The following is a 15,446-nucleotide window of genomic DNA, read 5'->3' as shown; positions in this document are numbered from 1 at the left end:
GTTGGGTTGTAGAGGGCTTGTCAGCGGCCTGCGTCAACCCGGAAAAACTGGAAAGCGGAACCAACAAACTGGCGGCCACTACTGCTGAACTTGTCAATATGGCCCGACGCTGGAGATCTATCTCCCGATTGGAGTCTTTCATTGAAGGTTTCTCGATCATGTGTTGTTGCTCAGGGAGATTCGCGCCTCCGTGAACGCAGGCGCAAACCCGACAAGCGATCAGTAGTCCCAGAAACCCGCAACCCAGCGAAAGGCGTCGCCGTCCACTGCCACCCGGCCAACGGAGGGGAACGGCAGGTGAGTCGCCACGAACAGCTCACCGCTAGCCGCCGCCTCTTGCAACAGGCGGACGCGAACGCGAACCGACTCCTCAGGGTCGTGTTCAAAGCCGTTATGCCAGTCGGGGTGTTCGAAGGCGACCGGGAACAGGGCGTCGCCCGCGAAGGTCAACCGCTCGCCGCCGGATGTCACGTAGACCACGCTGTGCCCTGGTGTGTGGCCGCCGGTGAGCTTGACGACCACGCCTGGCGCCACTTCATACTCATCTTCGAACGTGCGCACCTTGCTGCGGTACTCGCTAATGAACTGATTGGCCGTTGCCCGCAGGACGTCCGGCACCGGCGACGGCATGGCGGTGAGGGAGAAATCGGGCGACTCCCAGAACGCGACCTCGGTGGCTGAAACGTGGATACGCAGATCCGGACGCAGTTGGCTCTTCACCTCATCGACCAGCAGCCCACCGATATGGTCCATGTGCATATGGGTAATCACCACGTCGGTCACGGACGAAAGATCGATACCGGCGGCCTTCAGTCGTTTGGGGAGCTGCCCGGCCCGCGGAAAGCCGGGGAACTGCCCGCCCAGTCCCGCGTCGACGAGGATGAGCTTGTCCCCACTGCGCACCACCAGTACGTTCAGCGCCCAATCGAACGCGTCCGGCCCCAGGAACATGTCCTTGAACCAGGCCGCGCGGGCGGCTGGTTCGGCATTGGTGGACATCGTCTCGGTCGGCAGGGGCAGCACTCCATCACTGACCACCAGCACGTCAATCTCGCCGATCCGCAGCGCATAGCGCGAAGGAACCAGCTCCTCGGACACCGTGTTGTGTAAGCTCATGTTTGACTCCTGCTGAGCGTTCCTTTTCTGTGCTCCATCCTTTTGGGTGGGGTGGTTCAACGGCATTGTCATGGTCCTTCTCCTATTGCTTGGGTCACGTAGGGTTCAGGTGGCGGGGGGCTTCAAGCCACAGGAATCATCGGGTCGGCTGCTGCCAGGGCGGCGGCCCGATCAGCTGCCGGCGGGTAGATCCACTGGGTGTTGATCTGCGTCTTGAGCTCCTTGGCCGTTTCCTTGACCAACTTGAGCTGACGATCCCAGCCTTCAGTAAACACCGCGCCCCAGGCGCCCAGATCGAGGCAGGTCACGTACTTGGGCTGACGGTAGGCGGTGGGCGCGACACCTAGCAGGTCCGCAGCGACGTTATTGCCGGCGTGACGGCCTAGAGAAATCGCGTGCTGGCAAGACATTGCTGCGAAGTTGCCGAGGTCGTCGGTGGCGGCATAGGCGACGTCTCCAGCGGCGTAGACATGCTCCTGGCCGAGCACCTTCAGGTTCTCATCGACGTGCAGGCGCCCCTGGACATCGCGCACGCTGGAAATCTGTTCGGTCAGCGGACTGGCGCGGAAGCCGACGGTCCAGATCACTGTTTGGCTCTCGATGCGGCGACCATCGGCGAGAGTAACGCCGTTGGCGTCCACTGCTGTCACGCTGGCGTTGACCACCCATTCAATGCCCAGATATTCGGACGCCTCGATGATTGATGGACGAATTCCCTCACCCATGGTCGCGCCAATCTGAGGCGCACGGTCGATGATGATCACGCGGATGTCCTGATCGTTACCGAGCAAGGACCGCAGGCGTGCTGGCATCTCGGTGCCGGTCTCGATACCGGTGAAACCACCACCGGCGACCACCACCGTGTTTCGGGCAACGCTGGAGGGACGGTTCTTGAGGGATTTGAGGTGGTTCTCCAGACGCACCGCGGCTTCGATCTGATCAACGTCGAAGGCGTGGGCGTCAAGGCCTGGCACCGTAGGACGGGATAACTGGCTGCCAGCGGCAAGCACTAGGCGATCATAGGTCAATGTGCTCCACCGGCCAGCCTCATCGCGATAGCCAACGGTCCGTCCAAGGTCATCAATGTGCTCGGCGGTACCTTTGATGAAACGCACACCTACCGAGTCGAACAACCCATCCAGGGGAGCGAACATTTTGTGCACGTCGCTTTCGTAGAAACGGGGGCGAATGCGCAATTGCGCCTGGGGTGCCAGCAGCGTGATTTCCACGTCGCTACGACTGTGCTTATCCAGTAGGCGGGCGGCGCTCAATGCACTCCACACACCACCGAACCCCGCACCAATAACCAGAATATGCTGTTTCATTAGTTGTTCCTCAAAAAAGGTTTTCAATGTTCTTGAAGTTATTCTTCAAGTTTGGTGGAGCGATAAACAGGCGCCGAAAGTCAAGGCGTCCATGTTGAAAGCAGCAGGTCGCCCGCTGTGGATTTATGTTATGGCTGGATTGTTTTCGACGCACTTCTACATCGGTTCAGAAAAACTATACGTCAGGGGGTATGGGTATATACGAAGGTTTGTATTGGCTGTAAAGAGAACGTTCAGAGCGCTCTCAGTTCTGCTGGAGGAGGGCTGTTTCGATGTAGTTCAGAAGCTTATTGGCGTCACAAGGTTTAGGCAGATAGGCAATCAGCGCAGGCGTATTGGTGCTAAGGGGGGAGAGGGCTTCAGGGTAAGCAGTGATGAATATAGTGGGAATGTGAAAGCCCATCGCGACGAGCTGCTTGTGAAGCTCCAAACCGCTCATTCCCGGCATCTGGATATCGGAAATGAGGCAATGTATTTGAGCGGGGCCGTTCGTGTTGAGAAACTCTAGAGCGCTGCAATAAGTTTGAACTTTGTAGCCGCTGGATCGCAGCAAGCTTTCAAGCGCTGTCCGGACCGAGTCATCATCATCGACGATGGCGATAATCATTGAGTTGCGTATTGGTGTGCCTTGCTTCATTTGGGACCCTCGTGACAGCTTTGGCCGTTATTACAACATACGCCAACTTATAAGGCGTTGAAGTATACCAATGTATAATCAGATAAGACCAAAGTGTAGATGGTCTACCTGGAAGTTCGATGAAATCACCCAGGTTGGTCTTGTGCTACTGGGTCGCGATTCCGGATATACCCACGTACAAGGCTGCGCAACCAAGGGATACATCGGTTGAACCTAGATACAAGTGACGGCTTGCTGTTGGGCTGCATAAGCTTGAACTCCCTTACTCATGCGGCCTTGTGCCTAGGCGGTGAACGTGATGAACAGAAATGATCTGCGGCGTGCCGACATCAATCTGTTGATTGTCTTCGAAACAGTGATGTGCGAGCGCAACGTTACCCGGGCCGCAGAGAAACTTTTCCTGTGCCAGGCCACTATCAGCAGCGCCCTCGGGCGACTGCGTTCGATGTTCAATGATCCGCTGTTCATCCGCACTGGCAGGGTGATGGAGCCGACTGCGCGCGCAGAAGAAATTCATGCGCGGCTGACGCCAGCATTGGATGGCATCGCTGTCGCCTTGAGTTGTGCCCAGGCGTTCGACCCACTCACCAGTGACGAGACCTTTCACATCGGACTCTCTGACGATGTCGAGTACGCGCTGCTTCCACGTTTGATCAAGCACCTGCGGGATGAGGCGCCAAACATCACGCTGGTAGTGCGCAGAGTGGACCATCGGCAACTGCCCCAATTGCTGACCTCGGGAGAGATTTCCGTGGGTATCAGCTTTGCCCAGGAACTGCCGGCCAGTGCCCATTGCAAAAGCCTGCGAGCGATGCAGCCAATGCTATTGCGCGCCGATTCGGACCCCGGCGCCCTCGAGCTGGATGACTTTTGCAGACGGCCTCATGTGGTTGTCTCGTCGATGGGAAATGTCATCGACGATGCCGACCATGCCCTGAGCCTGGTCGGTCGGCAGCGCAGGGTAGTCCTGGCTGTTCCGCAGTTCAGTGCCTTGCCCGCTTTGCTCGCTGGCAGCGACATGATTGCGATCGTACCGGACTACGTCGCCCGGGCCATGGCGCGAATGGAAGGGATGCGTGCCGACTTTGCGCCGTTGGCGCTACCGGCGCCGGACTTGTCCATGGCTTGGCGCGGCGCGGCCCACAACGACCCTCGGGAACGCTGGTTGCGTTCGTGCTTCTGTCGCTATCTCGGTCAACATCAAGAGCAGCCCGTGCCTCTGGCCGTAGCGTGACTTGAGGCTACGTTGTTCCGTGAAGCGTCTCCCCCGGTAGCTGTATCACTGACATTGATCTTTGTGCTGACGGTGGGCTGGGTCAAATCCAGGTTCTAATGGTGCTGGAAGCTGTTGTAGGCTATTGCGGCGGCATCGGCATGTGCCTGGATACAGCGTGACGGCAATGTGCGGCAGTCACGAACCTACTTATTGTTCCCGCTCCGACGGATAACAGCATGCAGATACTATGGAACGATGGCGAGCGTACCTTCTGTCGAGAGTTACGCTCGGGTGTGGAAGGCAACCGCAATGTTCTGGTTGCACGACCTGCTGCTGAACAACCGCTTCCGGCTTGTCTTGGCCGTTTCGTCCACGAGTTTGGCCTGAAGGACGAACTGGATGGCTCTTGGGCTGTGCGTCCGCTTGAGATGGTGCGAGAAAGTGGGCAGGTGTATCTGCTGCTGGAGGATACGGGGGGCACGCCGCTTGTGCAGCTATTGGTTGCCCCCATGGAAACGCCAACTTTTCTGCGTCTTGCTATCAGCATCGCGCAGGCATTGGGAAAGCTCCACCAGCGCGGACTCGTCCATAAAGATATCAAGCCCTCTCATATTTTGGTGAACTGCTCCGACGGTCAGGCCCGGCTTACAGGGTTCGGCCTCGCCTCGTGGCTACCGCGTGAGCGACAGGCGCCTGAGACCATCGCCGGCACGCTCGCCTACATGGCACCTGAGCAGACCGGCAGGATGAATCGCTCGATCGATTTGCGCAGCGACCTCTATTCCTTCGGCGTCACCCTTTACCAGATGCTCACGGGTTCGCTGCCGTTTACGGCATCTGACCCGATAGAGTGGGTGCACTGCCATATCGCCAAACAACCGCAGCCACCGAGCGTGCGGGTCGAAACCGTCCCCGATGTGCTTTCCCGGATCGTCATGAAGCTGCTCGCCAAGACCGCTGAGGAGCGCTACCAGACGGCTGCGAGTGTTGAACACGATCTGCGGCAATGCCTGGCAGACTGGGAGTCCTTGCGGCACATCAATGCCTTTGCGTTGGGTGAGCAAGGGACATCCGATCGGCTGATGATTCCCGAGAAACTCTACGGGCGCGAGCATGAGGTGAGTACCTTGATCGCCGCGTTCGATCGGATCATCGCCAGCAGCGCGCCGGAGCTCATGTTGGTCACCGGCTATTCCGGTATTGGCAAATCCTCTGTGGTCAATGAACTGCACAAAGCGCTGGTCCCGCCGCGAGGACTCTTCGCAGCTGGCAAGTTCGATCAATACCGGCGCGATATTCCCTATTCGACGCTGGTGCAGGCCTTTCAAAGCCTGGTGCGCACGCTGCTTGGCAAGAACGACACAGAACTGGCGCAATGGCGTGACGCATTACAGAACGCACTGGATGCCAACGCGGGGCTCATGACCGACCTCATTCCCGAACTGAAGCTCATCATTGGTGAACCGCCACCGGTGCAGACGCTTGAGCCTCAACAGGCGCAACGCCGTTTCCTCCTGGTGTTCCGGCGCTTTATCGGTGTATTTGCCCGGGCGGAGCATCCGCTTGCCCTGTTCCTGGACGATCTGCAGTGGATCGACGCGGCAACGCTCGACCTGCTGGAGGATCTGTTGACCAGCTCGGATGTGCGGCATCTGATGCTGGTGGGTGCCTACCGCAGCAATGAAGTGAGTGGCGCGCACCCACTCACGGGAAAACTTCAGGCTATTCGGAACGCGGGGGGCAGGGTAGATGAAATCACGCTGGCGCCGCTCGCGAAGGGACACATTGAGCAGTTGATTGCGGATGCGCTTCACGACGAGCTTGCGCACATTGAGCCCCTGGCGCAGTTGGTGCTGGACAAAACCGCCGGCAACCCGTTCTTCGTGATCCAGTTTCTGCAAACGCTCGCCGACGAACAGCTGCTGACTTTCGATCATCAAACAAGGCAGTGGTACTGGAGCCCGGAGCGCATCCATGCCAAGGGTTACACCGACAACATCGTGGACCTGATGGTCGGCAAACTGACCCGCTTGCCGGCTGAAACGCAACTGGCATTACAGCAGCTTGCCTGTCTGGGGAACGTTGCCGGGACCACGGCGCTTTCGACCGTTCTGGGCATCCCCCAGGCACAGATCCGCACGGTATTGTGGGAAGCCATACGCCAGGAGTTGGTCCAGCGGCTGGAAGGCGCTTATGGTTTTGTTCATGACCGTATTCATGAAGCGGCCTATTCGCTGATCCCCAAGGGGGCTCGCGCCGAGGCTCATCTGCGAATCGGCCGGCTGCTCGCGGCGCAGACGTCCCTGCAAGGGCGGGAGGAGGCGATCTTTGACATCGTCGGTCAGCTCAATAGCGGCGCTGTGCTGCTCACTGATCAGGCCGAGCGGGAGCAATTGGCAGAGCTCAACCTGATAGCCGGCCAGCGCGCCAAGGCGTCAACGGCCTATGCTTCGGCGCTCAACTATCTCACCACGGGCGCGCAGCTGTTGGACGACAACTGTTGGACGCGTCTACATGGGTTGATCTTCGCGCTGGAGTTGAACCGGGCCGAATGCGAGCTGCTGACCGGGCAGTTATCGGTCGCGGACAAGCGCTTGGCGGCGCTGTCGGATCGCGCCACGACTACGATCGAACGAGCCAATGTCGTGTGCCTGCAAATGGATGTCTACCTGCTCATGGATCGCAGCGATGGCGCGGTCGCTGTCTGTCTCGCCTATCTGCGGCATGTGGGCATCGAGTGGTCGGCCCATCCGAGCGACGATGAAGTGCGCCAGGAGTACGACCATATCTGGTCGTTACTGGGCGATCGACAAATCGAAGAACTCATCGATTTGCCGCTGATGGAGGATGCGGGCTCCCTCATGACCGTCAGCGCTCTGAGCAAGCTCTTCCCGCCTGCCTTGCAGACGGATGCGAACCTGACGGACCTGTTGATCTGCAAGGCTATCAGCCTGAGCCTCGAAGGGGGCAACTGCGATGCTTCATGTGTGCATTACGCCAATGCATTCAGAGTCGCCGGACGGCGTTTCGGCGACTACCAGGCAGGATTCCGATTCGGCCAACTCGGCTGCGAACTCGTTGAACAACGAGGCCTGACGCGATTCGAAGCCAGTACCTATCTTTGCTTCTCGAATTTTGCCGTGCGCTGGATGAAGCCCGTAGGGCAATGCCGCGATCTGCTGCACCGCTCATTTGTTGCGGCGAACCGGATCGGTGACCTGCCGTATGGTGCTTATGCGGGCAACAGCATCACCTCCGACTCTCTCTTCGCCGGCGAGCCATTGTCCGAGGTACAAGACGAAGCCGAACGTGGCCTGGATTACGCCAGGAAAGTGCGGTTCGGGCTGGTCACCGATTTCATTGGCACACAACTGGCGCTGATCCGGATGCTCCGGGGTTCGACGCCAGTATTCGGTTGTTTTGATGATGGACAGTTTGACGAGCCAGGCACCGAAGTCCACCTGTCCAGCAATCCGGACCTGGCATTGGCCGAGTGCTGGTACTGGGTTCGCAAGTTGCAGGCATGCTATATGGCCGACGACCCCAGGGCGGCCATGCAAGCCGCCGCAAAGGCACAGCAGTTGCTATGGACGTCATATTTGTTCTTCGAGGAGGCTGAGTTTTACTTCTATGACGCGCTGGCTCGTGCCCGATGGTGCGACAGTGTCCCGGTGGACGAGCGTGCGCAGCACTTGATCGCCATGGCGACGGATCACCGGCAACTCCAGATCTGGGCTCAACAGTGCCCAGAGAATTTCGCGAGCCGGGCCGCGCTGGTCGACGCCGAGATTGCCCGCGTCGAAGGGCGCATGATCGAAGCCGAGTTGCTTTACGAACAAGCCGTCCACTCGGCGCAGAAGAGCGGCTTTGTCCATATCGAAGCACTTGCCAACGAACTGGCGTCTCGCTTCTACGCCGCCCGTGGTCTTGGGAAAGTAGCCCGCGTTTACTTGCAAGACGCCCGCTACGGCTACCTGCGTTGGGGCGCTGATGGCAAGGTGCGGCAGCTTGAGGCGCGGTATCCGTTGCTGAGGACCGAAGAGCAAACGCTCGGCCCGACAACGACGATGGTCGCACCGGTCGAACACCTCGATCTGGCCACCGTGATAAAGGTCTCGCAGGCCGTGTCGGGAGAAATCGTCCTGGAAAAGCTCATCGACATGATCATGCGTACGGCCATCGAACAGGCCGGTGCCGAACGAGGCGTGTTGATTCTGTCGGACACGGGTGAGCACCGCATAGCAGCGCAAGTGACCACTGGCAGCCATTCGATGCAGTTGCGCGATGAGCCGATGACCTCGGCGTTGCTGCCGGAGTCACTGCTCTACCATGTCCTGCGCACGGGTGAGAGTGTTTTTCTTGATGATGCCCTGACCGAGGCCCCGTTTGCCGAAGACCCCTATATACGTCGGCACCACGTCCGATCGGTTCTCTGCCTGCCGTTGATGAACCAGGCCAAACTGACCGGTGCGCTCTACCTCGAAAACAATCTGACCGCCCGAGTGTTCAGCCCATCCCGGATTGCCGTGTTGAAACTGGTGGCCTCACAGGCTGCTATTTCGCTGGAAAATGCCCGTTTGTACCGCGAGGTCGCCGAGCGCGAAGGGAAGATTCGGCGTCTGGTAGACGCCAACATCATCGGGATCCTCGTCTGGAACGCCGACGGTGACATCGTTGAGGCCAATGATGCATTTCTTCGCATGCTGGGATACGAGCGAGAGGATCTTGTCTCGGGCTGTCTGCGCTGGAGAGATCTGACAACACCGGAATTTCGTGAACTCAGCGAGCACTTTTTGGCACAAGCCGTGCGGACCGGCTATGCCCAACCCCACGAGAAGGAATATTTCAGAAAGGATGGTAGCCGCCTGCCGGTGATTGTCGGTTTGGCGATGTTCGAAGCCAGCAGCAAGGAAGGGGTCGCTTTCGTGCTGGATCTGACCGAGCGCAAACAGGCGGAAGAAAAAATCCGCGAAAGCGAACGACGCTATCGCGAAGTGCAGACGGAGTTGGCCCACGCGAACCGCGTCGCGACCATGGGGCAGCTTGTCGCCTCGATTGCTCACGAAGTCAATCAGCCGATTGCAGCGGCCATCCTCAATGCCAACGCCGCGCTGCGCTGGCTGAACAGCCAGCCGCCGGAGATCGATGAGGTCCACAAAGTACTTGGCAGTCTGATCATGGATGCCAATCGGGCAGCCGATGTATTGGGTCGAATTCGTCGGCATATCCGCAAGGCACCACCGCAGAAGGGGGCGGTGGACATCAACGCGGCGATTCGCGAGATGATCGAGTTCACTCGTGGCCAGATCATGAAAAGTGGGACCTTGATTCGGACTCAACTCAAAGACGGTTTGCCATTTATCGAAGGCGACCGCGTTGAACTGCAACAGGTGCTGCTCAACTTGATCATGAATGCGCTCGAGGCCATGAATGGTGTGAGCGAGGGTGAACGCCAATTGCACATCAGCGCTCTGTTAAATGACGCCGGTTGTGTGCTCGTCAGTGTGAGCGATTCGGGGCCAGGGTTTGCCTCGGAAAACACCGAGCAGATTTTCGCTTCTTTCTACACCACCAAGCCCACCGGCCTGGGGATGGGGTTATCAATCTGCCGCTCGATCATCGAGGCACATGGCGGCCACTTGTGGGCAAGCGTCAACCGCCCCCGCGGCGCTACCGTTCAATTCACCCTTCCTGTCGAGCATGGTTGAATCGACTGCACTCTGGTCGCCTGCAACCAGGTGTTCTGTTTAATACTTAGGTTTAGGGGAGGTATATTAATGGTCACTTAAATTAATCCTGTGTACAAATGAAGCTTCGCAGTCCTGGCGATATATTACATATCAAGGGTCTGTGGAGAATGTGTCGTGAATACTCTGGCTATTAAGTTGATAAGTGGATCTTCATCGCTTCGATCAGCAATCGTTTTTTGCCTGACGATGGTAGCAATAGACCTTGCTGGGTATATGAAGGCGCTGATGTTTGAAAGTTGTCTGTTTGTCGGGCGCTGCAATAGTAGTAAGTCGTCAAGAAAATCCTCCATATTTGCATTGGAGTTAGTGCCTGTCGAAAAGGATGCAGGTGATTTGCCAATAGGTTCGCACTTGGTTAGTCCGCGCAAATTTTATGCGCATCATGGCATATACCTTGGGCGTGGAGACGTAGCTCATTACTCTGGATTTAGCAGTTCACTCAAGCCAGGTCCCATCGAAGTGACTGACCTTGAAAGCTTCGCAAACGGTAAGCCAGTCTGGTTGATACGGGAATCGTGTGGATATTCAAACGATGAAATTGTCCGTCGTGCGCGTTCTAGAATGGGTGAAAGTCAATACAGGATTCTGTCCAATAACTGCGAACATTTTTGCAACTGGTGCATTAGTGGGAAAAGTTGTAGTGTCCAGGTCAGGGCGTTTCTCCATTGCCCACGTTATCTGCTTTCTTTTATTTCAGCGTTGGAACTGTATTTTATTGCATGATTTTTCCCAGTGTTTTCGGGTGGTTATAACCATGTTTGTGTGCGCGCTTACGCGACGTAAAGTGTTGTGCTAGAATTTTTCCCTCAACCAACCAAAGAGGGCTGTGCATGAACGGAAATCCACCATCCAATGAGCAAAGCAGTAAAGGTTCTATGGTGTTCGTGGTGGATGACGACGCTTCCATGCGCAATGCATTAAGCAATCTTTTACGCTCTGCCGGTATACAAGTCGAGACGTTCGCATCCACTGCGGAGTTTCTTCAACAGCCAAAGACCGAGGGTGCAAGCTGTTTGATTCTTGATGTACGACTTCAAGGTAACAGTGGTCTTGAGTTCCAAAGCCAGTTAGCTAAATCCAATGCCAATATTCCGATTATTTTCATCACCGGGCATGGGGACATCGAAATGTCTGTCAAGGCGATGAAAGCCGGCGCGGTGGATTTTTTGGCAAAACCGTTTCGTGAACAGGACCTTCTGGATGCGGTGTCTACCGCACTGCAGGCAGATGTCAAACGCCGGCAATTTGAGCAGCAGTTTTCAGATCTGCATGCCCACTATCAGACGCTGACAGCTCGTGAAAAAGAGGTGATGGCCCTTGCAGTCAAAGGTCTGATGAATAAACAGATTGCAGGGCAGATGAATCTGAGCGAGATCACCGTGAAAATTCACCGCGGGCATGCAATGAAAAAAATGCACGCAAAGTCGTTTGCTGATTTGGTCCGGATGGCAGAGTCATTAGGAGAGCGTCTTGATCGTTGATCAGAACAACAGGTTTGAATGGTTCCTGATTTCCTGGACGCACCATGCAGGTGTCTTCGAACCGGCGGCGTAACCTCCTTCGCGAATCCATATGCGTTTTTACACACTCTGGGCCGAAAGCAGCTTATCGCGAGGGGCCGCTATCGGTGTCGCATCCGGCTGCACCTCTGCGAGCGGATGTCGAGACTGACCCCATAAGCCCATCGATAAACGGTGCTTTCTGTGCCAGGTATTCACCTATGCCGCCGGTGTTGCTTGCTTCCAGTTCAAGTTTGAATTCTATGTCAGCGTCTCCAAAGAACCCAGCCAACACTATTCAGTCGAGCGAAGATCCCGGTTCGTCCAGATGATCGATGTGCTTGAAGCGCTCGACCAGAAAATCGATCAGGCTGCGCACTCGCGCCGACAGGTGCAACTGTTGCGGGTAAACGGCATAGACATCGGCGCGGGTCGGTGTCTGATCCTCCAGTACCAGGCGCAGGCGCCCACTGCGCACGTAACGGGCGATGTCCCATTCGGCTCGAAGCAGAATCCCGTAACCTTCCAGCGCCCAATTCAGGGCCACTTCACCGTCGTTGCAGCCTAACGCGCCGCGCACTTTGATGTTTTGCGTGCGCCCGCCGTTGGTGAAGCTCCACACGCCGTAGGGCGTTTCGTTTTGTCTCAGGAAGATGCAGTTGTGTTGTTGTAAATCCGCCAAACGTTGCGGCACGCCATGCTTTTCCAGGTACAGCGGCGAGGCGCATAGCAGGCGGCGATTGGATGCGATCTTGCGTGCATGGAAGGCCGCGTCCGGCAGGGTGCCGAAACGAATGCCCAGGTCAAACCCGTGAGTCGCCAGGTCGAGCGGGTGATCGCTGATTTCCAGCTGTATTTCCACCTCCGGGTACTGCGCGAAGAATGCGCCCAATGCGGGGCCGATGTAGCGCCGACCGAAGCCCAGCGACGCGTTGACGCGAATCAGGCCTTTAGGGGTTGCCCGGCTGCTGCTGAGCAACTGCTCGACCTCATCGATCTGCGTCAGGATGCGGGCGGCATGGGAAAAATACAGTTCACCTTCCGAGGTCAGACTCATTGAGCGCGTGGTGCGGTTGACCAGGCGGATGCCTAGTCGTGCTTCCAGCGCGGTCAGGCGTTTGCTCACCGCCGGCGGTGTCACGCCCAGCTCTCGAGCCGTCGCCGCCAGGCTGCCCTTGTTGGCCAGTAGGTAGAAAAAAGACAAATCCAGTGTCTGGCTCATTGATAACTCAAATTCATCTATGTAGTGATTTGGAGTAACTCACGCTCATTTGCTCACTACATATACTCCGCTCACACCCTGATTGAACACCCCCGTTCGACAGGCACAACAAGAACGTGACGAGAGTGGAGTTAACGATGAGTGCATACAAAATTGCTGCAGTTCCCGGTGATGGTATTGGTGTTGAAGTGATCGCCGCGGGCGTCGAGGTGCTGCAAGCCCTGTCGAAAAAATCCGGTTTTGACCTGACTTTCAAACACTACGACTGGAACTCCGATAACTACCTGAAAAATGGTTACTACATTCCTGAAGGTGGTCTGGAAGAACTGAAAACCTTCGATGCCATTTTCTTCGGTGCTGTCGGTGCGCTCAACGTACCGGATCACATCTCCCTGTGGGGCCTGCGTCTGCCGATCTGCCAAGGCTTCGACCAGTACGCCAATGTGCGTCCGGCTCGCGTATTGCCAGGGGTAAAAAGCCCGCTGCTCAATGGTGATCAAATCGATTGGGTCGTGGTGCGTGAAAACTCCGAGGGCGAGTACTCCGGCAACGGCGGCCGTGTTCACCGGGGCCTGCCTGAAGAGGTCGCCACGGAAGTGTCTGTGTTCACTCGTGCCGGGGTCGAGCGTATTCATCGTTTCGCCTTCGAACTGGCCCGGAGCCGTCCTCGCAAGCACCTGACCATGGTCACCAAATCCAACGCTCAGCGCCACGGCATGGTGTTGTGGGACGAGATTTTCTACGAGGTCGCCAAGGATTTTCCGGATGTGAAGATCGACAAGGAACTGGTCGACGCGGTGACTACGCGCATGGTGCTTAAACCGTCGACGCTGGACGTGATCGTCGCCACCAACCTGCACGCCGACATCCTGTCCGATCTGGCCGCCGCGTTGTCCGGCAGCCTGGGCATCGCGCCGACCGCCAACCTGAACCCTTCGCGTAAATTCCCCTCGATGTTCGAACCCATCCACGGCTCGGCCTTCGACATCACCGGCAAGGGTGTCGCCAACCCGATCGCGACGTTTTGGACAGCGGCGATGATGCTCGAACACCTGGGCGAGACAACCGCGGCCAAGCAGCTGATGTCGGCTATCGAAGCCGTGACCGAAAGCGGTCTGCATACCCCGGATCTCGGCGGTAACGCCACCACCCGACAGATCACCGATGCCGTCATCGCCTTGATCAACCGCTGAAATTTTCCAGCGATTCAAAGTAGTACTGCGGCACAACGCCAAGGGGCGGCTCACTGAGTCCGACCCCTTAGCATCTCCTGACAACAATAAAAAATCAGGGCCCTGTCATGAAAAGAATATTTGGCAAACTCTACGTACAAGTGCTCATCGCAGTCATCCTCGGCGCCATTGTCGGGGTGTTCGTTCCCGAAACCGGAACAGCGCTCAAACCCTTGGGCGACGCGTTCATCAAATTGATCAAAATGCTGCTCGCACCGGTAATCTTCCTCACGGTGGTGACGGGCATTGCACGTATGGAGAACATGAAAGAGCTGGGGCGTGTTGGTTTTCGTGCGCTGATCTATTTCGAAGTGGTTTCCACCCTGGCGCTGGTCGTCGGCCTGGTCGTGGTCGATGTGTTCAAACCCGGTGCAGGCATGAACATTGATGTCGCCTCGCTGGATACGTCCAGCCTGGCCACCTACACCACGGCGGTGAAGCATGCGTCGTTCATGGACTTTGTGATGAACATCATCCCCGACACCATCGTGGATGCCTTTACCAAGGGCAACGTTCTGCAAATCTTGCTGTTCTCCATTCTGCTGGGCGTTGCCCTGGCGCATGTCGGACCACGCGCCAAGGTGTTCGTCGACACGCTGGATAGTCTGATGCAGGGGATGTTTCGCATCGTCAACATGGTGATGCGCCTGGCCCCCATCGGCGCCTTCGGAGCGATTGCCTTCACCATCGGCAAGTATGGCTTCGGCTCGCTGTTCTCCTTGGGCAAACTGATGGCTTGCGTCTACCTGACCTGCGCAGTGTTTGTGATCTTCGTACTCGGTCCGATCTGCCGCTACAGCGGTTTCAGCCTGTGGAAGTTTCTGAAATTCATCAAGGAAGAACTCTTCACCGTACTGGGCACCAGCTCTTCGGAATCGGTGCTGCCGCAAATGATTTCCAAGATGGAAAAGGCCGGTGTTTCCAAACCCGTTGCCGGGATGATCATTCCCTCGGGCCTGACCTTTAACCCGGATGGCCAGGCGATCTACTACACCATCGCTGCCATCTTCATCGCGCAGGCCACGAACACGCCGCTGACCCTGACGGATCAGTTGATCGTTCTGGCGGTGTTGATGTTCACCTCCAAAGGCTCGGCGGGGGTGACCGGTTCGGGGTTCATCATTCTGGCGGCAACGTTATCGTCCCTCGGCACCATTCCGGTGGCGGGCATGGTGCTGCTCTTGGGCGTCGATCGGTTCATGTCGGAAGCACGTGCGATCACCAACACCATCGGCAACGGCGTCGGGACCATGGCCATTGCCAAATGGGTGGGTGCGCTGGATACGGTAAAGATGCACAAAGCGCTTAACGGGGAGGGCCTAGAGGAGAAGCGCGAGATGGTTCAAGCGGACATTGTTGCTGTGCCTTCAGCGATGCCAGCCAAAAGCCTGTTGCCGGACTTCAAAAGTGTCTCGCAGGGGTGATAGTGCGGTGGCCAGGCATGATTGA

The 15,446-nt window shown here is 57.1% G+C and carries 10 protein-coding genes; 6 read left to right on the top strand and 4 right to left on the bottom strand.

Annotation, left to right across the window (positions count from 1 at the left end):
- Window positions 1-219: 219 nt before the first annotated feature.
- The 3 genes from KW837_RS13975 to KW837_RS13965 form a co-directional block, all read right to left on the bottom strand.
- Window positions 220-1,188 (bottom strand): MBL fold metallo-hydrolase, encoded by a 969-nt coding sequence (locus KW837_RS13975; RefSeq protein ID WP_218396518.1) that lies wholly within the window; start codon window positions 1,186-1,188, stop codon window positions 220-222.
- Window positions 1,189-1,238: 50 nt separating this feature from the next.
- Window positions 1,239-2,441, bottom strand: a complete 1,203-nt coding sequence (locus KW837_RS13970; RefSeq protein WP_192343556.1) for an NAD(P)/FAD-dependent oxidoreductase — start codon at window positions 2,439-2,441, stop codon at window positions 1,239-1,241.
- A gap of 244 nt (window positions 2,442-2,685) precedes the next feature.
- Window positions 2,686-3,078, bottom strand: coding sequence for a response regulator transcription factor (locus KW837_RS13965; protein WP_218396516.1), 393 nt, complete (start codon window positions 3,076-3,078; stop codon window positions 2,686-2,688).
- 298 nt (window positions 3,079-3,376) lie between these two features.
- On the opposite strand from KW837_RS13965, the gene KW837_RS13960 reads away from it, so the two are divergent.
- From KW837_RS13960 to KW837_RS13945, 4 genes are all read left to right on the top strand, one after another.
- Window positions 3,377-4,312 carry a LysR family transcriptional regulator gene (locus KW837_RS13960; protein ID WP_218396514.1) on the top strand — a complete coding sequence of 312 codons (936 nt, stop codon included), beginning with the start codon at window positions 3,377-3,379 and terminating at the stop codon, window positions 4,310-4,312.
- 218 nt (window positions 4,313-4,530) lie between these two features.
- Window positions 4,531-10,002, top strand: coding sequence for a trifunctional serine/threonine-protein kinase/ATP-binding protein/sensor histidine kinase (locus tag KW837_RS13955; protein ID WP_218396512.1), 5,472 nt, complete (start codon window positions 4,531-4,533; stop codon window positions 10,000-10,002).
- A gap of 156 nt (window positions 10,003-10,158) precedes the next feature.
- The gene (locus tag KW837_RS13950; RefSeq protein WP_218396510.1) at window positions 10,159-10,767 is read left to right on the top strand and encodes a lecithin retinol acyltransferase family protein; all 609 of its coding nucleotides are present in this window, start codon (window positions 10,159-10,161) and stop codon (window positions 10,765-10,767) included.
- Window positions 10,768-10,874: 107 nt separating this feature from the next.
- Complete coding sequence (locus KW837_RS13945) at window positions 10,875-11,525, top strand: response regulator transcription factor (protein WP_192343560.1); 651 nt, start codon at window positions 10,875-10,877, stop codon at window positions 11,523-11,525.
- Between the two features lie 316 nt (window positions 11,526-11,841).
- On the opposite strand, the gene KW837_RS13940 is transcribed toward KW837_RS13945, so the two are convergent.
- Entirely contained in the window at window positions 11,842-12,765 is a 924-nt protein-coding gene (locus tag KW837_RS13940; RefSeq protein WP_008076644.1) for a LysR family transcriptional regulator, read from the bottom strand.
- Window positions 12,766-12,902: 137 nt separating this feature from the next.
- Between KW837_RS13940 and KW837_RS13935 the strand changes: the two genes are divergently transcribed.
- Both KW837_RS13935 and KW837_RS13930 read left to right on the top strand, forming a co-directional pair.
- Entirely contained in the window at window positions 12,903-13,958 is a 1,056-nt protein-coding gene (locus KW837_RS13935; RefSeq protein ID WP_008076642.1) for a tartrate dehydrogenase, read from the top strand.
- Window positions 13,959-14,065: 107 nt separating this feature from the next.
- Window positions 14,066-15,421 carry a dicarboxylate/amino acid:cation symporter gene (locus tag KW837_RS13930; RefSeq protein WP_218396508.1) on the top strand — a complete coding sequence of 452 codons (1,356 nt, stop codon included), beginning with the start codon at window positions 14,066-14,068 and terminating at the stop codon, window positions 15,419-15,421.
- The last annotated feature ends 25 nt before the right edge of the window (window positions 15,422-15,446 follow it).

The organism is Pseudomonas sp. PDM24, from assembly GCF_019218905.1.
Classification (GTDB): Bacteria; Pseudomonadota; Gammaproteobacteria; order Pseudomonadales; family Pseudomonadaceae; genus Aquipseudomonas.
The sequence above is the reverse complement of the archived record's forward strand: the minus strand, read 5'-3'. Positions and strand labels throughout refer to the sequence as shown.